Annotated in this window: 16 protein-coding genes; all 16 read right to left on the bottom strand. The window is 49.3% G+C overall.

The window, feature by feature from the left end:
- Nucleotides 1–2: 2 nt before the first annotated feature.
- On the bottom strand, nt 3–1565 hold the full coding sequence (locus D5E69_RS20980) for a response regulator (protein WP_249931626.1): 1563 nt from the start codon (nt 1563–1565) through the stop codon (nt 3–5).
- Between the two features lie 33 nt (nt 1566–1598).
- On the bottom strand, nt 1599–3296 hold the full coding sequence (locus D5E69_RS20985; protein ID WP_159130213.1) for a sensor histidine kinase: 1698 nt from the start codon (nt 3294–3296) through the stop codon (nt 1599–1601).
- A gap of 733 nt (nt 3297–4029) precedes the next feature.
- The gene (locus D5E69_RS20990) at nt 4030–5346 is read right to left on the bottom strand and encodes a multi antimicrobial extrusion protein MatE (RefSeq protein WP_159130214.1); all 1317 of its coding nucleotides are present in this window, start codon (nt 5344–5346) and stop codon (nt 4030–4032) included.
- 14 nt (nt 5347–5360) lie between these two features.
- Complete coding sequence (locus tag D5E69_RS20995) at nt 5361–6317, bottom strand: M24 family metallopeptidase (RefSeq protein ID WP_159130215.1); 957 nt, start codon at nt 6315–6317, stop codon at nt 5361–5363.
- A 168-nt stretch (nt 6318–6485) separates the two neighbouring features.
- Complete coding sequence (iolB, locus tag D5E69_RS21000; protein ID WP_249931530.1) at nt 6486–7289, bottom strand: 5-deoxy-glucuronate isomerase; 804 nt, start codon at nt 7287–7289, stop codon at nt 6486–6488.
- Between the two features lie 132 nt (nt 7290–7421).
- Entirely contained in the window at nt 7422–8462 is a 1041-nt protein-coding gene (locus tag D5E69_RS21005) for an L-threonylcarbamoyladenylate synthase (protein ID WP_430757488.1), read from the bottom strand.
- Nucleotides 8463–8778: 316 nt separating this feature from the next.
- Nucleotides 8779–9213 (bottom strand): GNAT family N-acetyltransferase, encoded by a 435-nt coding sequence (locus D5E69_RS21010; RefSeq protein ID WP_053072106.1) that lies wholly within the window; start codon nt 9211–9213, stop codon nt 8779–8781.
- Nucleotides 9214–9311: 98 nt separating this feature from the next.
- Nucleotides 9312–10199, bottom strand: a complete 888-nt coding sequence (gene spoIIR, locus D5E69_RS21015; RefSeq protein WP_048004841.1) for a stage II sporulation protein R — start codon at nt 10197–10199, stop codon at nt 9312–9314.
- Between the two features lie 171 nt (nt 10200–10370).
- Nucleotides 10371–11231: a peptide chain release factor N(5)-glutamine methyltransferase gene (gene prmC, locus D5E69_RS21020; protein ID WP_048014156.1), complete on the bottom strand. Its 861-nt coding sequence runs from the start codon at nt 11229–11231 to the stop codon at nt 10371–10373.
- The gene (prfA, locus tag D5E69_RS21025) at nt 11231–12304 is read right to left on the bottom strand and encodes a peptide chain release factor 1 (protein WP_159130217.1); all 1074 of its coding nucleotides are present in this window, start codon (nt 12302–12304) and stop codon (nt 11231–11233) included. Before prfA ends, prmC begins: the two co-directional genes overlap by 1 nt.
- Before the next feature lie 120 nt (nt 12305–12424).
- Nucleotides 12425–12871, bottom strand: a complete 447-nt coding sequence (locus D5E69_RS21030) for a hypothetical protein (protein WP_048004838.1) — start codon at nt 12869–12871, stop codon at nt 12425–12427.
- A 107-nt stretch (nt 12872–12978) separates the two neighbouring features.
- Nucleotides 12979–13587, bottom strand: a complete 609-nt coding sequence (locus tag D5E69_RS21035) for a thymidine kinase (protein WP_048004837.1) — start codon at nt 13585–13587, stop codon at nt 12979–12981.
- A 223-nt stretch (nt 13588–13810) separates the two neighbouring features.
- Nucleotides 13811–14020 (bottom strand): 50S ribosomal protein L31, encoded by a 210-nt coding sequence (gene rpmE / locus D5E69_RS21040; protein ID WP_048004836.1) that lies wholly within the window; start codon nt 14018–14020, stop codon nt 13811–13813.
- A 169-nt stretch (nt 14021–14189) separates the two neighbouring features.
- Nucleotides 14190–15452, bottom strand: a complete 1263-nt coding sequence (rho, locus tag D5E69_RS21045) for a transcription termination factor Rho (RefSeq protein WP_048004835.1) — start codon at nt 15450–15452, stop codon at nt 14190–14192.
- A gap of 274 nt (nt 15453–15726) precedes the next feature.
- A complete protein-coding gene (gene glpX, locus D5E69_RS21050) occupies nt 15727–16689 on the bottom strand; it encodes a class II fructose-bisphosphatase (RefSeq protein ID WP_048004834.1) in 963 nt (320 codons plus the stop codon).
- A 137-nt stretch (nt 16690–16826) separates the two neighbouring features.
- Nucleotides 16827–18113 (bottom strand): UDP-N-acetylglucosamine 1-carboxyvinyltransferase, encoded by a 1287-nt coding sequence (gene murA, locus D5E69_RS21055; RefSeq protein ID WP_048004833.1) that lies wholly within the window; start codon nt 18111–18113, stop codon nt 16827–16829.
- Nucleotides 18114–18250: the final 137 nt, after the last annotated feature.

Raw genomic sequence — 18250 nt, forward strand, 5'->3', positions numbered from 1 at the left:
AATCAAACCTGTTCCTTGTTCAAGTACTCCTTTGGTGTGACGCCGACATACTTCTTGAACACCTGTCCGAAATACCTCGGGTTATTGCCGAATCCCACCGCCTCTGCGACTTCAAAGACCTTGATTTCCCCGCTGCGTTCCATGAGATCGACGGCTTTTTGAATCCTTTTATTAAGAAGGTAATTGGAAAACTTCTCTCCTTGTTCTTTCTTGAAGAGCTTGCCGATATAGTCCGAATTCATATACAGGACGTCGTTGGAGACCTGGGAAAGGGAGAGGTCGGGATCCGAGAGATGTTCATCCACATAGTCCATCATGCGCTGGATGATGCTGCTCTGCGAGACCTTATTCCGCTGAAACCGCTCGCCGGCAATGTCTCGCGCTGCGTTTTCGATGAAACTCCTCAATTCTTCAAAGGAATCCAGGTTGCTGACGATCATCACATCTTTGAGGAGATCATCCATCCTCTGAGACTGACGGATCATGAGCATGAAGAGCTCGATGCAGTGGGATTTCAACACATTGACATGATAGCGCTTCTCTTCTATCTCAATGAAAAAATGTCTCAGATGGCACTCGGCTTCTTCCACGTTTCCGCTTTTCAGCATATAGAGGAACTCATCGTGATCAAAAAGGAGGGTATCGTTGCTCACCGCTTCATCCCTTACATCCCTTACATCCCTTGTCGTAAGGATACTGTTATTCCCCAGATAAAAGCTTTGGGACAAGCAGGAGATGGTTTCCCCGTATGCTTCTTTCAGTCTTTCCGGTGTGCTCGGTTCACTTACGGCCGTCGTAAACGTTTTACGATAATAGGAGGTATACTCTTTCCTGAATTCTTTGATATGTTCGATGAGTTCCCTTTCCCCCGCCGCTTCCCCTTCAATGAGGAGCAGGATGCGCTCTCCCGTGATGGTGGAAAGGATGATACGGTGGTGTTTCAAGAGCTCGTTCGTCAGTGCTTCCTTCAATACGAAGCGCTCATCGATGTCATGGTCATCATCAAGATGGAAGACGAGGATCCGATACGTCTCTTCCCTGAGATCAAAGAGCTTCCCGTAGTGCTCCCAGTCTTCCGGCCAATAGGTCTTCCCTGTCAGGTAATCCTTGAGGAACTGTTCCTTGGCGATGGGAAGGACCCTGTGCAGACTTTGCTGGATTTCCTGATAGACCTCCTGCTTCTGCTTTTCTTCATCAAGCCCCTCTACGATTTGTTGAAGGGCCTCCTCTATCTTCTCTTCGTTGCTCGGCTTCAGAAGATAATGCTTGACGTTATACTCCATGACCCCTTTTGCATATTCAAACTCATCATAACCCGAGAGGACGATGAACCGGATATGGGGATGGATGGCGTGAACCTTCTGGATGAGCTCCACCCCGTTCATCCCTGGCATCTTGATATCAGTAATGACGATATCGACGGGGTTTTCCCGGATCCACTCGTAGGCCATCACCCCATTATGCGCCTTGTACGTCAATTCCGTTCCGCACTCTCCCCAGCGCACGAGGGCTGCGATCCCCTCCAGGATATTCAGCTCATCATCTGCAATCAACACGCTATACATGTCCTTCACCTCCGCTATAAGGTATGATGATCTTCACTTTTGTCCCGACACCCGGGTCGACTCGATCCTGACCCCGTATTCCTCACCGAACATGAGCTTGATCCGTTCAATGATATTCTTCAGTCCTATGCCTGAGCTTTTGGAGTGGATCTCTCCCCTGTAGATCGCCTGGATGCGTTCCTCGCTCATCCCCGGACCGTTATCCTCGACAACGATCTCGATCTCCCTGCCCTTCGGATATATATAAACATTGATTTCGCACTGGGAGGTCATCTCCTCGAGACCATGGGCCATGGCATTTTCGACGATTGGCTGGATACTGAGCTTCGGGATCAAGTGGCTCTCCAGATCCAATAAGCTGTGGGATGAGAATTTCAATCGATTTTCAAACCGATATTCCTGGATGGTGACGTAATGCTTCACGATTTCCATCTCATCCTTCAGGGTCACAAGGGCTTCTTTCTTACTGATGATATTTCTCATCATATTACCAAGGGCCTCCACCATGACGGAAATCTTCTTTTGTTGGCTGATCCTCGCCATCCAGTTGATGGAATCAAGGGTGTTGTAGAGGAAATGGGGATTGATCTGCGCCTGCAGCGCCTTATACTCGGTTTCTTTGATCATAAGCTGCTTTGTATAGTTTTCCTTGATCAGCTCATTGATCTTATCGATCATGATGCGGAAGTTGGAGTGAAGGAGACCGATCTCATCTTCATTTTCTGTCTCTGTCCGCTCAAGGCTGTGTTCAAAGTTCCCCGATTGCACTTCTTTCATATTCCTCGACAAATTCTCGAGTGGCTTCGAGATGAATTCTGCCGCCTTCCTGCTTACGATGATGGAGAGGATGAACATGGAGATGAAGGTTAAGATCATGATACTCTTCACGACGGCATTTTGCTGGGTGATATCACTGAACGGAAGGAAATGATAATAGGTGAGGTCTGAAAAGCGCGAATGCACATAGGTGGTCATATAATCTTTTCCATTGACGCGCTCATTCTCATACCCGTTCCCTTTTTCCTCATCGGGCGTTCGGATGGGCCCGATTTCACTATCAGGATTCTGATAGAAGATCTCATCCCCATTGGTGATGATGAAATTTTTGTTCGGGGAAAAATTAAGGGCTTCCTCGATCAGTTTGTTCATATCAACGGATATGATCAAATAGCCCATTTTCTTGAGCTCGAGATTCTCCTTTGAACGGATGAGACGCGCAGAGGAAATGATGTTTTCCTCTTCTTTATTCTTCGACCATACATTGGACCCTTTGGAGGCAGCGACGATGGGGAGAATTTCTTTCTTATCAAGTTCTACCTTGGTATTGAATCCGTACGTGTATTTTGAGCCTGTACTGTCGATGACCTGGATGGCGGCGATGTAGGGTTCTGAGGTGGCAAAGTAAAGGAGCCGTTCCTGAAGGCGGACTTTCGCCTGATAGATGTCAATATTGACGTCGCTATCCTGGATGATGCGGAGATCTTTCTGGACCTGGTCGTCCGTGATGACCTGGAAGGATAGATCTTCAACGCCTGCCAGTTCTTCGTCGAGGACGGTGGAGGAAAGCTGGAGCATGGCAGCCGACTCCTCCGAGATCCGGTCTTCGTACATGCTGGTAAAGAATTGGTAGCTGATAATTCCCAGGAGGCCGAATATGCTGAGGAGGAGGAGGGAGACTGCAAATATTTTGTTGCGGATTTTCAGATTTCGGAATATAGGTTTGATCTGCATGCCCCGGCTCCTCCGATCGTTTCCGTCTATTATATCACCGCTACCTGTTTGTGAGAACGCTTACTTTTTTTTGATGGATCTGCTATCTTACTAGGAATTTTTTGATTTGGGAGATGAGAGACTGGTGTTGATTTCTCCTATTTCATCTGCTCATTTGATCAGAGTGCAATGCTATGGGGAACGTTTCGTTTCGCTGCGGATGGCCGCTTCACTACACTCCTTGATGCTGAAGGTAGGGTTGAGATTTACTTGTTCCTGGTTGAAGAGTTCTCATATTGAATTAGAGAATACTAAACGGGCTAGATTAAAATGACCGGGTTGTACAAAAGTTGTTCTTAGACTGGGTTGCGCGTTCTACTCAGAAGGGTTTGACAAGGGGGTTCCCTATCAACCTTTCATCCAGAAGCAAAGAGGTCATTGAAGCGGAAAAGGAGGTGCGGGGAGACCCCGCAGGCACGAGGAGGCTCACCGCCCTCCCCGCTGGAAAGCAAGCGCCTGTAGCGTAAAGGAACGATCTCTTTTTCAATTCTTCCTTTTTTAAAAGAACTCTAGTGTTCCCCAGAGGGAGGCAAGGCCTACACCTACTATATATCTAATAAAATTCACCGGTCCATTCTAAATGAGATGAATTTCAATACCAGTCCACCCCACCACGATTCCTATTGAAAATCAAAGGGTACATGGAAGCGAAAAGGAACGGTCTCCTTCAAAAACCCAAAAAAGAAGAAAGCCCTCAAGCTTCCTTCTTAAGACCAGCCTCTTCGCCCAGCACCCTTGATGCTTTACGGACAATATATATCACAGCGAAAAGACCGATCAATTCCCCGATTGAAACCGCAATGGCCCCGTTTATACCATTCCACTGTGGAACCGTATAAACAAGCAGAGTGAGACATACAACAGCAGCCACGATATTCATCACCTGAGCCATGAGCATCCGCTTCGTCAACCGTTTCAGCATCAGGAAGCCATTCAAAAAGTCCACCCAAGGGAAAACAAGCGTTTTGAAGAGAAAGAACTGCATGACATAGAGTGTAGTCTTGGATAGTTCTGGATCCGCACCCATCACCGACCTCATGAAAGCATCTCCAATCGGCGTATAGCAGAGAATGATCAGAAGAAAAGAAGGCAACAGGCTCACAAAGGAGAAGAATCTGATCACCTTTTTCTTGTTCTTATCATACAGCTGCAGAACGAGCTGATGCGTGTACATAAAAAAGCTCAAAAGTAAGTTCACGATACTATAGGCAAGGGCAAAGGAAGCGATACTCATCTCAATATTTTGAGACTGAGAAAGGAAGATATAAATAATCGGGATCAAAAAGGTCTGAATGACGAAATAGAAGACAAGGGGCGTATAGAATTGCGAGATTTCCTTAATGGTCAGACCCGGACCTTTCGCGGGGTAATAGGTCTTCAAAAGACCATTTCCCTTCCAAACACTGATGGCACATTCCACCATCATCCCGATGAGAAAGATCATGGCACCCGCCATACTCGTTACATAATCGAAGGCAACAAACAAATAGGCGGCTAAAAACATGAGGAACAGCCGAACAACGACCATGATTGAAAGCCACTTGGTTTCAAGCTGACTAATGATGATCCCCTGATAGATTCCTCTTATCCCGGAAAATATGATGACAAGGAAGATTACTTTAAACGTGTCCGAAATGGTCGAGACCATATTGAGATCGGCATTAAAAAGGGTCACATACACCCAATCCCCTACAGAGGTATAAGCCAATAGCAGACTGAATCCTGCAAGCAGGGCAATCACAATAAGCATGAACATATTTAATTTCTTAAATCCAGGACGGTCCTTCACAAGGGTCGAACACGTCTGCCGGAAAACGATGATCGGCCGTTCTACGATACCGAATAGCGAAAGGGCCACGGCGTAACAGGCAATGATAAACGCCGCATTCTCCCCTCTGCTCAGCGTACCATTGATAATGATGTGAGTGAGGGACGTCAAGCTTGCCGAAAAGCCGAGCGGAATGAAGAATGCTGCAAGATTCCCATAGGTGAATCGTGTGGATTGGTCCACTTTACCCCTTCTTTCTAAAGTCGGCGCCTCACCAGGATGGCGGGCCGCTCTTGTTGTGCTCCATCCAGCTGAACCGTTTCCACAGGAAAGTCACCCGTGAAAGTGAGAATCTTTGGTTCATCTTCCACTAGAATGGTATCCTCTGATTTTACTCCTGCAATACTTGGGTTCCAAGCATAAATCTGATCATTTTTCACATATTTCGCCGAAAGTCCGGGAAGAAGGAGCTGCTCTCGGGAGGCGAAACCGCTCAACCCCCCCTGATGATGAAAGGTCCATTCTTCTGGAAATCCTGTATCTTCGTACGCCTGCGTCATTTCATTGAAAAGGTGCGCGTAATCAGTACCGGAACGGGTGGCATTGATTATGCGCGCATCAATGGTGGCGACGGCTTCATGTCTCCTTGTGAGCTCTTCGCCCGGACTACCAAAATGAACCAGGCGCGAGACAGACATGAACCGCCCCTTCCTCCTTCCGCACAGGACAAGAAGAACGTACTCATCGATCACTGCATCCGTCGGCAGGGGATGCCTTCTCGTAAACACCCGGCGATCTGCCGCCACGAGGTTCACCACCGGTTCGATTCCCCTTTCCCAGCAGGCTTTCGCCACGAGTCCGGCCACTTCGAACTCTGTCATCCCCCGTGTAAGGTGGAAGGCCGCGTTCTCGATGGCAGCCGCCGTTTCTTTCCCGAATGTCTTCACCTCTACCTTCTCATCAGGAAGGACGGTGGTCCGCAGGGGCTGCAGGATTCCTTCCAGCTCCTGATCAGTCGTATAGCCTTCCAGTGAAAGGGGCTCATACCAGGGAAACTCCCGAACGTCATAAAAATGTGAGCCAAACTCCTCCTCGATCAGTCTCTTTCCCTCTATATTGTTCACAAACAAGGTGACGTCTTCGCCCGTCAACAGGATGGAGGCCACTGCCCTTTCCGTTGCCGGGTTGACATGACTCCTCCCCCGGTCAGCCATGATACATTTTTTTGCTGTGTGAGGAGGACCGCTTTTGTATGGCTTTCTGCAAGGACCTTCCTGAGCCCTGTCACTTTCTGTTGAAACAAATTCATTTGGCCACTTCCATTCTTTTCGTGATTTTCGTGAAAAAAGGCCCTGCACATTTCGGTGCAGAACCGTTGGATCTTATTTGTCGTGAAGCCATTTATGGTCTGGGTCTTCGTATGGATTGAGCTTGCGTCCGGTTTCTCCAGCCATGAACCATAGGTAATACACTCTGTAACCGCCGGCGCTTCCGACGGGATGGTAGCCTACATCAATGGCAAAGCTGTCCCCGTGGCGGATCGGATAGGCAGTGTCGATGGATCCGTCTTTTGTGTAGTGGTGCTGGACACCGAAGCCTTGTTCGGGATCAACCTGATAATGGTAGATTTCTTCGAGATTCGGTTCTTCGGGAGCGAATTCCCCGTCATGCTTGTGAGGTGGATAGCCTGACCACTGACCTTCATCATTGATCGTTTCCCCGAGGACGATGCGGTCCACCTTGCCATCTGCATTGTCAGCAAGAATGTCATAGACGGTCCTGTTCCACTGCTTTTCACCGCGCTTATGAACCGTGACTTGATCCGGACCGACGACGAACGGTGCGAATTTATTTTCGGCCTTCACCTTGCAGACGGCAATCTTGACGTCTGTTTCCGCCTTCACGCTGAAAGAAGATTGAATCGGCACATACACGGTCGTCGCCTGGCCATCGAACACGGAAGAACGACCGCCGAGACCTGTCCATTCTTCTCCGTCTGCCCCAATGCTAGCCTTACCGGTCAATATGACAAGAGCATGCTCATAGTCGCCTGTCTGCCCTGAAAATTCCTCTCCTTCATCAAGTTGAAGCTTTCCGAATGAAAGAAATTCGAGATGTTCATAGTCTTCTCCGAAGATATCCTGGTAGCCTTTTTGATCACTTGCTTTGATGAATCGTGTCATCATGCCATCCCCCTTAAAATAACAACGTTGTTATTTTGAAGTATACGTGATTAGTCAGAATGTTTCAACTCATAAATGAGTAGAAGTGAAAAAAGATGAACCCGGGTTTCGATCAAACCGGGATCATCTTTTCTTTTAAGGGCGGAGAATGCGGTGGCCGGCTGCTTTTTGCAGACGGTTCATGACCGCGAGACCGACGCCCTCTTCCGGGAACACTTCGGAATAGATGATATCAAGTTCATATTTGTTGAACGCTCTCAGCGTGTCATACAGATGATGAGCGACGCTGAGCAGGTCGCTCCTTGATCCCGCTGTCAAGATGACCTCGGCTTCATAAAGAGAAGCACACTCCTCCGTGGTCAGGACCCCCACTTTCAATCCTTCCCGCTTCCTGTCATCAACAAGCTTCTGGATGTCTTCCCGGGTTCCCTCCACAAGATAGACAGGAGCATCCGGGGCATAATGGGTATACTTCATTCCAGGGGACTTCGGCGCCCCTTTCCCTTCCTTCAGTGAAGGATCCACGTCTACCCGGCCCACGACTTCTTCAAGCTGCTCTCTCGTGACGCCTCCCGGGCGGAGGACCACAGGGATATCCGATGTGCAATCCACTACCGTCGACTCCACCCCGACGCCCGTTTCACCACCATCGACGACACCTGCAATCTTTCCATCAAGATCCTCGATGACATGAAGGGCCGTTGTCGGACTCGGCCTGCCGGACCGGTTGGCACTCGGTGCAGCGATGGGAAGTCCGCTTTCCTCGATGAGGGATAGGGCGACAGGATGGTCCGGCATCCTGATTCCCACTGAATCCAAACCGGCGGTCACACGTTGAGAGAAAACGCCTGGTTTATTTTTAAAGATCAAGGTGAGGGGACCCGGCCAATATGCATCCATGAGCAGATGAGCCTTATCCGGAATCTCCTCTACCAGTTCAGTCAGCTGTTGTTTGTTCTCAATGTGGACAATGAGTGGATTATCGGACGGCCTGCCTTTAGCCAGGAAAATCTTTTCGACGGCTTCGTCAGAGGTAGCGTTCGCTCCGAGGCCATAAACGGTCTCTGTCGGAAAGGCCACCGTTTCATTTCTACGTAAATGGGTAGCCGCATCCACAATCTGTGGATAACTTTTTTTGTTACCCACATCGTTTTCCACATTCCAAATTTTCATCATCGTGTTCATCCACCTTTTCCATTCGCTTGGCCACTTATTCACTGGATGGGGATAAACCCTTAATAAATAAGCTTTCTCTGCGATTGCTCTTTTGAAAGTATAAAAGAAAAGAGTGAATTTCTCAAGTGCTATCCACAATCCGTGTACAATTCGGAAACGACTGTGGATAACCCTGTGGATGAGTGTGTATAATTTCTGAAAACATCAATTGTTTTGTCATTATGGTTTTCTCTTTCTGTTGGGATTTCGCTCCAACAGGAATAAAGCGGTTCCCATTTTGACCCTTTCTAGCTCATTTTCATTATAACGAACAATGTCACATCTCCAGCTTCATGACCATACAGTTATCCACAGTGGATAACTTCTGCGCGTGGACGAATCCCGCTAAATCATCAACGAAAGAACTTTCACTGAATCCGAGAAGGTGGAAGAATCGCAGGGAAGCCTGCCGGTTCGTAATGAGATAGAGTCTTTCGATTTCCTTTTCTTTCGCAAGCTTCAAGCTTTCCTGGAAAAGGGCAAATAACTCTTCGGTGCTGAATGATGGTGTGACGACGAGGGAACGCAGGAGCCCCACTTTCCCCCGGGTCTCGATTCCCAATGTCCCGATGATGTCTCCTTCTTCATTCTCTACGACAAGGAAGCGGTCGATGCTTCCGTATACACCTTCCGTGCTTAAGTCCGCCTGCTTTAAAAAGGCAATGATCGGCAGTGCGTCGGCGATCACAGCCTGACGAATGGTCTTCGACATAATGATTGTCCTCCCTTTTCTATCATCCTTACTGTAAGTGTATGAGTAGCTAGAGAAAGTAGAACAAAAAAAGAGAGCCCGCTCGGCTCCCTTCAAGCTTATTGAAATAATCCTTTGACCATATCGACGATGAAGAAGCGTACTTCGACTTCTTCCTCTTCCTCTTCGGCAAATACCGGCTGCTTCTGAGCTTCTTCTGAATCAGGAGTCATCTGTGCCTCAACCGTTTGTACTTCTTCTGTCAGAGGCTGCTTTCCTTCTTCTGCTTTGACCGCGGTTTCTTCCACAGCAGGATCTGTGTCCGCTTTTGGAGTTGCCCCCTCCTCTGGATCCTCGGCAAGGGTGTCCTCTTCTTGAACGTCCGCTTTCGGCGCAGCGTCTTGTTTCACTTCCGGTTCTTCCATCACACGGTCATCCGCTGTGGTGACCTCCTTGCCGCTCGCTTCGACTTTCGTTTCGAATCCCTGGCTGCTGACGGCATTCCCAGTAGAGAAATCAAGGAAGCATAGGGGCGGATACAGGACGCACCACCAGTTGGCTCCTTCTCCTTTTCCCAGGGTGATCAGGACCGCTTCGTATTCCCCAGCCGGATAGAGGAACTGACCGTAAAGCTTGGTCGGAAAATCGACTTTACCGAATTCGATGGCTACATCCTGGGTTACCCCTTCTTCTTTCAACACGTCCTGGGCAATTTCCTTCAATTGCGGCAGTCCTTCCTTTATGACGTGCTTGGCTTCTTCCTTATCCTCAAGCTCCGATACCCAGCTCGTGATTTCCTTGTTGACCTCATCGCGGACGAGGCGCTTGACGTTTTGATCTTCATCCCGGTCGCTGTTGGCCAGTATCCTGAGCCTGATCGCATCCTCCGGAATCATGACGGTTTCCTGTGCGCTTGTTACGGCTTCTTGCTTCGGAATATATAAACTCAAGATCGTGCCCACTGATAGAATGAGTAAGTAGCTTAATACCAATTGTTTTGTTTTCATGTTTCTCTCCACCTTCCCTTAGTCACATTGTGGACAAGGTGGGGACATCTTAAACTAGTAAAATGATTTTTTTCTCCTTTTTTATTCTCAGGTCAGATCCTGTCATTCTATCAATCTATGTTCTGGCTAAAACAAAAGCGCCCCTGCCTTCTTAGAAGACAGGGACGCTTGCTATGCTTGCTCACAGAAGACCATCCGGTCCTTTCCGTTGATATCCATGACCACTTCGACGGACGATCGCGGGAATGCTTGGGTGAGCATTTCCGCCACTGTCTCTCCTTGTCCTGCACCGACCTCGAAGCCGATGAGGAATCGTTCGTTCATGATGCGGGGCAGCCCTTCCATGAACCGGCGATACAGGTCATATCCATCTTCTCCACCAAAAAGGGCCAGAGACGGTTCATGATCCACTACCACCTCCGACAACGTTTCACGGTCCGAAAGGGGGATATACGGGGGGTTCGAAAGCAACACGTCGAGGGAGACACCTTCTTCCACCAACGGCTGAAGCAGGTCACCATGATAGAAGGTCACATCTGCCTCCAGGCGTTCTGCATTTCCTTTTGCCACCCCGAGGGCATCCGCTGAAACATCCACGGCCCTTACGTTCACATCTCCAACGTACTCAAGAGCAAGGGAAATCGCGATGGCGCCGCTCCCCGTCCCGATATCGGCGGCTTGGATGGTATGGGAGCCGTTGAACAGCCTTTTCATCCGCTCAAGACTGTAATACACAAGTTCTTCGGTCTCAGGTCGCGGGATCAGCACGTGGCGGTTCACCGTGAAGGTACGTCCATAAAATTCTTCGCTTCCGATCAAGTGCTGAATCGGTATCCCGGACACATGGGCATCGATGCCGCTCCGGAACTCTTCCCAGAGAGAATCCTCCAAGACCGTTTTCTGCTCGGCGAAAAGCCTTGCCCGCGACCAATTCAATAGATGACGGAGATAGAGCTCACCCGCATTCTCATCCCGCCCCTGCTCCTTTAAAAAAGAAGAAGCCCATCTCAGGGCTTCGAATACCGACGGCATCAGACTTCTTCCATCCGTTCAAGAAGCTTGGATTGGTCTTCAATGATGAGTGCATCGATGACATCATCCATCTTCCCTTCCAGGATCTGATCAAGCTTCTGAATCGTCAATCCGATGCGGTGGTCGGTGACGCGGTTTTGAGGGAAGTTGTACGTACGGATTCGTTCCGAGCGGTCCCCCGTACCGACTGCGGACTTACGGGTGGCATCATATTCAGCCTGTGCTTCGCGCTGGAATTTATCATAGACACGGGCACGCAGGACCTTCATGGCCTTTTCCTTGTTTTTGATCTGGGACTTTTCATCCTGACATGATACAACGACACCGGTCGGCAAGTGAGTCAGGCGCACGGCAGACATGGTCGTGTTGACACTCTGTCCTCCGGGTCCGCTGGATGCGAATGTATCGACGCGGATATCTTTATCATGGATATCGACTTCGACCTCTTCTGCTTCCGGCAGGCATGCGACAGTAGCCGTGGACGTATGGATCCTGCCTCCGGATTCCGTTTCCGGCACACGCTGCACACGGTGGGCACCGTTCTCATACTTCATTTTGGAATAAGCGCCATTCCCGTTAATCATGAAGATGATCTCCTTGTATCCGCCAACACCGGTGGAGTTCGCTTCCATCACTTCGATCTTCCAGCCCTGGCTTTCCGCAAAACGACTGTACATGCGGTAAAGGTCACCTGCAAATAGAGCGGCTTCATCTCCGCCGGCTGCGCCCCTTACCTCCATGATAACGTTCTTGTCATCATTCGGGTCTTTAGGGATGAGGAGGATCTTAAGGCGCTCTTCAAGTGCGGTGATCTGCTCCTCGAGTTCCGACACTTCTTCCTTCACCATTTCGCGCATATCGGCGTCCAGCTTGTCGTCGAGCATGGCTTTGGCGTCCTTGTACTGTTGATTCAGTTCTTTATATTCACGATAAGCTTCCACTGTTGCCTGGATATCAGATTGTTCTTTTGAATATTCTCTTAGCTTCTTAGGGTCATTCACAATTTCCGGATCACTCAGCAATTCGTTCAATTTGTCATAGCGATCTTCCACTGCTTGTAAACGATCATACACAGCTATTCACCTCAATTTTAGTCCATAACAGTCTAATTATATTATACCGATTAGGTAAACACAAGATGGTTCACAACGGGAAGAAGACAAGCAGAACCTGCTCCTGCTTGTCGAAAAATGCTATTGTTCCGTGATCTTGACGTTCATATGAAAACGGGGCAGGGCCCTCTCAAGCTCTTCTTTGAGCATGGCTTCGTTTTTGTCGATTTCGACATGGCCCATCTGCTTCCGGGTGTGAGCCGTGACCCACATCTGGTCTCCGTTGATCCACACTTCATCCGGTTCAAAGGATGATTCATCCGCCACGACTTGCCGGGCCTTATCGACATACTGACCCATGGATGATGACGTGGCGCCCGGCTGGCTGGACAGATTAGGGAAATTTGGATTTCCATTCGACATGTCCTGTACATTCCGGTCGGATTGCTTCAGACCGTTCTTATGGTTGTTCACGAATCGCGTACCGTTTTGATCTTCATTCGTCCCGAAGCCCGATTCATGATTCACGCCACAACCCGCCGTGATGAGCACGAGCCCGCTGCATAAGCAAAAGATGATGTACTTCATCTTCCAACACCTCCTGATGGTTAGGTTTTCCCTTTCATCGGGAGGTATACAGACACAAGAAGCATGGAAAAATATGAGCATAAAAAAACCGCCTCGAAAAGAGACGGTCAGTTTTTGAGCATATCCGGAGTCACACTGACCCCTGTTGGGACTTCATGATGATGGCGGCATCTCGGCTCGTAAGCTTCCGATGCGCCGACAAGGATGATGGGATCATCATAGCATGCAGGTTCGCCGTTGATGAGGCGCTGTGTCCTGCTTGCCGGCGATCCGCATACGGCACAGACTGCTTGCAGCTTCGTCACTTGCTCGGCGATGGACAGGAGCTCCGGCATCGGGCCGAATGGCTCTCCACGGAAATCTTGATCCAGCCCTGCCAGGATAACCCGATATCCGCTGTTTGCAAGCTTCTGGGCTACTCCTACGATGGCATCGTCAAAGAACTGCACTTCGTCGATGGCGACCACGTCCACCTTCGGATTCAGATCTTCCAAGATGCTGCTTGCATTCTCCATGGCTTTGGCAATCACAGATGTTCCATTATGGGACACCACGGACTCCTCACTATAGCGGTTATCCAACTTTGGTTTGTAGACGGCAATTTCCTGTTTGGCAAATTGAGTCCTTCTGACTCGGCGGATCAGCTCTTCCGATTTACCCGAAAACATACTGCCGCAAATGACTTCAACCCAACCGGTCTGTTTCATGACATACACGAAAGCGTCGCTCCTTTCCCTGTTTCATCCTTATGTTAAGCATGCCTATATGTAAACGAATCATTCAGGTGATTTTTCCAGAAAAAAAGAGGCACGAAACGCTCCATGCCCGACTTTTGTCCTGGTAATCAGCCCGAAATCGTAAAATGGGCTAATAAAAAACAGGCAAGCATGAACATCCTTGCCTGTTCTGGAATAGAAGGGACGGTGCCCCTCTATTTCATTATTGGTTAGATTTAAGACCGTATTTTTTGTTGAAACGGTCAACACGTCCACCAGCATCCGCGAATTTCTGACGGCCAGTGTAGAATGGATGGCATTCAGAACAAACCTCAACGCGCATTTCTTCTGCTACTGAACCAGTTTCAAATTCGTTACCGCATGCACATTTCACAGTGATGGTGTTGTACTTTGGATGAATTCCTTGTTTCATTACGTTCATCTCCTTCCGCCCTGAATCATCTGAAACAGAGTAATTTATTAACGAAGATAAATATGTGATATGAGCATAAGCCTGATTAAAAGCCAGCCCCTTACCACATCCAGTTATTCAAAACACATTGATTATATTATAACAAGGTCGTCCCTATCTTGCAACCCTGTTATCTTTTTTTCGCTTCATCTGCCAGGACGTTGAAGAACTCTTCATTCGTCTTCGTTTGTTTGATTTTACGCATAAGTTTCTCGGCAAAATCAGGCTGATCCGACATGGCTTTACGGATGGCCCACAGCTTATCCAAGTGATCAGGCTGAATAAGGAGTTCTTCCTTACGCGTACCTGAACGGCGGATGTCAATGGCCGGGAAGATGCGTCGTTCAGCGAGTGAACGGTCAAGGTGAAGCTCCATGTTGCCGGTTCCTTTGAACTCTTCATAGATGACATCATCCATACGTGATCCTGTGTCAACAAGAGCCGTGGCAAGAACGGTGAGGCTTCCCCCTTCTTCGATATTCCGCGCTGCACCGAAGAAGCGCTTCGGACGGTGGAATGCTGCCGGGTCGATCCCGCCCGAGAGCGTACGTCCGCTTGGGGGAATGACGAGGTTATACGCACGTGCCAGTCGGGTGATGCTGTCCATCAGGATGATGACATCGCGCTTATGCTCCACGAGGCGCATCGCACGCTCAAGGACAAGCTCTGCCACTTTGATGTGATTCTCAGGCACTTCATCGAAGGTCGAGCTTACTACTTCCGCTTCAACGGAACGCTCGATGTCTGTCACTTCCTCAGGTCGTTCGTCGATGAGGAGGATGATCAGCTCCGCTTCCGGATGATTGGTGGTGATGGAATTGGCGATCTCCTTGATGAGCATCGTTTTACCCGCTTTAGGCGGGGCAACAACCAATCCACGCTGACCAAAACCGACAGGCGCCATCAAATCCATGATCCGCGTCGAAATTTTATTCGGTGTGGTTTCAAGTTTGATTTGACGATCAGGATATAAAGGCGTCAGCCCCGGGAAGTGGACGCGTTCTTTCGCTGCATTCGGTTCTTCCCCGTTGACCATCTCCACTTGGAGCAGTCCGAAATACCGCTCGTTCTCTTTTGGAGGGCGCACTTTCCCTGATACCTTGTCCCCATTCCTCAGATCAAAGCGTCTGATCTGTGAAGCAGAGATATAGATATCCTCCGAGCTCGGTGAATAATTGATCGGTCGAAGGAATCCGAAGCCTTCCGACTGGATGATCTCGAGCACTCCTTCCATGAAGAAGAAGCCTTCCTGTTCCGCCCTTACTTTCAGGATGGCAAAAATAAGCTCTTTTTTCGTTAATTTACTATAATATGAGACTTTGTATTGTTTGGCCAGCTCATAAAGCTCTTTCAGCTTCATATTTTCCAAGCTGGAAATCGTTAATTCTTCCATAATGACACCACGCTTTATTAATTTGTCCTTCTAAAGGGCATAGGTTTTGAGGAAATGACTGAAGAAATGATGAATGAAGCAGTTAAAATGAGTTCTAGCTGAAGTAAAAACCTTACTCATTGTACCCATACTCGTCCAATTGCGCAAGATATCGTTTTGGCCGGATGGACGATCCGTACAGGGGAAATGAAGGAAGGATATAGTGAAGAAAGGGCATGCGGCAACAGAAGTAATGAAGGGCAGAACCATTTCTGCCCTTCATTCTGTATGAGACTTATTTCATGACGAGATTCGGTTTCTTTTGAAGGCTGTGCCTTCCATCGATGAATCGTACGGTTCCGGATTTGGCACGCATGACGACCGAGTGGGTCAACCCGTAAGCGCCTTTCAGCTGAACGCCTTTCAGGAGCTCTCCATCGGTGACACCTGTAGCAGCAAAGATGGCATCATCCCCGCACACGAGATCCTCCATTCGAAGGATCTTGTCGACGTCGAGGCCCATTCCGATGCACCGTTGAAGCTCGGCATCATTCTGTGGAAGGAGCTTCCCTTGGATTTCTCCACCAAGGCACTTCAATGCGACAGCAGCGAGCACCCCTTCAGGCGCACCACCAGATCCGAAGAGGATGTCCACACCCGTATGATCAAAGGCCGTGTTCATGGCACCTGCGACATCCCCATCATTGATGAGCTTGATCCGGCATCCGACATCCCTGAGCTGCTGGATGATATGCTGATGGCGTTCACGGTTCAGGACCGTTGCCACTACATCCTCGATGTCCTTGTTCTTTGCCTTGGCAACAGCCTTCAGGTTGTCGAGGATGGATGCATTGATATCGATCTGTCCAACGGCTTCAGGTCCGACGGCAATTTTGTCCATATACATATCAGGAGCATTCAACAGATTGCCATCATCGGCTACAGCTAGGACGGCAAGTGCGTTCCAGCCACCGGAAGCGACGATATTGGTCCCTTCCAAGGGATCGACGGCTACATCCACGCGTGGACCATAGCCTGTCCCGAGCTTTTCCCCGATATAGAGCATAGGCGCTTCGTCCATCTCGCCTTCCCCGATGACGACCGTCCCTTTCATCGGTACCGTATCGAATACATCCCTCATGGCAGATGTCGCAGCGTCGTCTGCTTCATCCTTCTTACCGCGTCCCATCCAGCGAGCAGATGCAAGCGCGGCGCCTTCCGTCACCCGTACAAGTTCCATCGATAAACTTCTCTCCATGAATAAAAGCCTCCCATTCCCGTTTATGTGAGCCTTCCGCATATGAAGCGAAACAGCTTAAATTGTATAACCTAATGACAGATTTATTGTATCACATTCAAACGGGAGCGAGAGTCATTTTTCTGAAATAATTGTTTTTACGATTTTAATTGTTCCAATTCTTCCTCGGTCATCTTCTCTCTCCAGATGGTGGCTCCCAATCCTTCGAGCTTTTCGACGAGGTCGCTGTAGCCGCGGTCGATATGTTCCAAGCCCGTGACTTCCGTGACACCTTCAGCCATGAGTCCGGCAATGACAAGAGCAGCACCTGCGCGAAGGTCACTTGCCTTCACCTTGGCTCCCTGCAGTTGTACCGGTCCGTTGACGATGGCAGAACGCCCCTCGACTTTGATCGTTGCATTCATTCTCCTAAGCTCATCAATATGCTTGAAACGCGCAGAATAGATTGTATCCGTCACGACGGCTGAACCTTCCGCCCTGTTCAAGAGGGTCGTGAACGGCTGCTGGAGGTCTGTCGGAAAACCAGGGTACACGAGGGTTTTCACGTCGACGGCTTTCAGCTTGTCCGCCCTGCCGATGAAGATTTGATCATCGTTCGTCTCGACGGGTACACCCATTTCCCTGAGCTTGGCGATGACGGATTCCATATGGAGGGGAATCACATTATCGACCAATACGCCTTTACCGACGGCAGCAGCCAGGATCATGAAGGTTCCGGCCTCGATGCGATCAGGGATGATCGTGTGGCGGCAGCCGTGAAGTTCATCGACTCCATCGATCCGGATCACATCGGTACCCGCCCCTTTGATCTTCGCTCCCATATTCGATAGAAGCGTAGCCACATCGATGATTTCCGGTTCTTTGGCAGCGTTCTCGATGACCGTACGGCCTTTTGCCCGCACGGCTGCCAGCATGATGTTGATCGTAGCCCCTACGCTCACCACATCAAGGTAGATCCTGGCACCCCTGAGTTCATCCGCACGGAGATAGATCGCTCCCTGCTCATTCGTCACTTCGGCTCCCAGGGCTTCAAAGCCTTTGATATGCTGGTCGATGGGACGGGGTCCAAGGTGGCATCCCCCAGGCAGACCGATGACGGCTTTTTTGAAGCGCCCGAGCATGGCTCCCATCAAATAGTAGGAAGCGCGAAGCTTTTTCACTTTTCCGCTCGGAAGAGGCATGGACACCATGCTAGATGGATCGACATTCATTTCACCATCTTCCCCGAGGCTGACCGTGCCCCCGATTTCCTCGAGTAGGTCCTTAAGCGTCCGTACATCCGAAATATCCGGAAGCCCTTCAATCGTCACAGGGGAATCGGCCAGAATGGTAGCCGGGATCAGGGCGACGGCGCTGTTTTTGGCACCGCTCACCTTGATCGTCCCCTCAAGCGGATAGCCGCCTGCAATTTTAAGCTTTTCCATAGTTAAACTCCCTTCCTTGCTGCACAGGTTTCAGCCCGCCAGCCAAAAGGATTAATTTTCCATAAGCGAACCGTCTAAGAAGTATTGTCTACTAGTGTATACATCTTTCGTCAAATCATGTATGATTTGCTCGAAAA

This window comes from Rossellomorea marisflavi, assembly GCF_009806575.1.
Taxonomy (GTDB): domain Bacteria; phylum Bacillota; class Bacilli; order Bacillales; family Bacillaceae_B; genus Rossellomorea; species Rossellomorea marisflavi_A.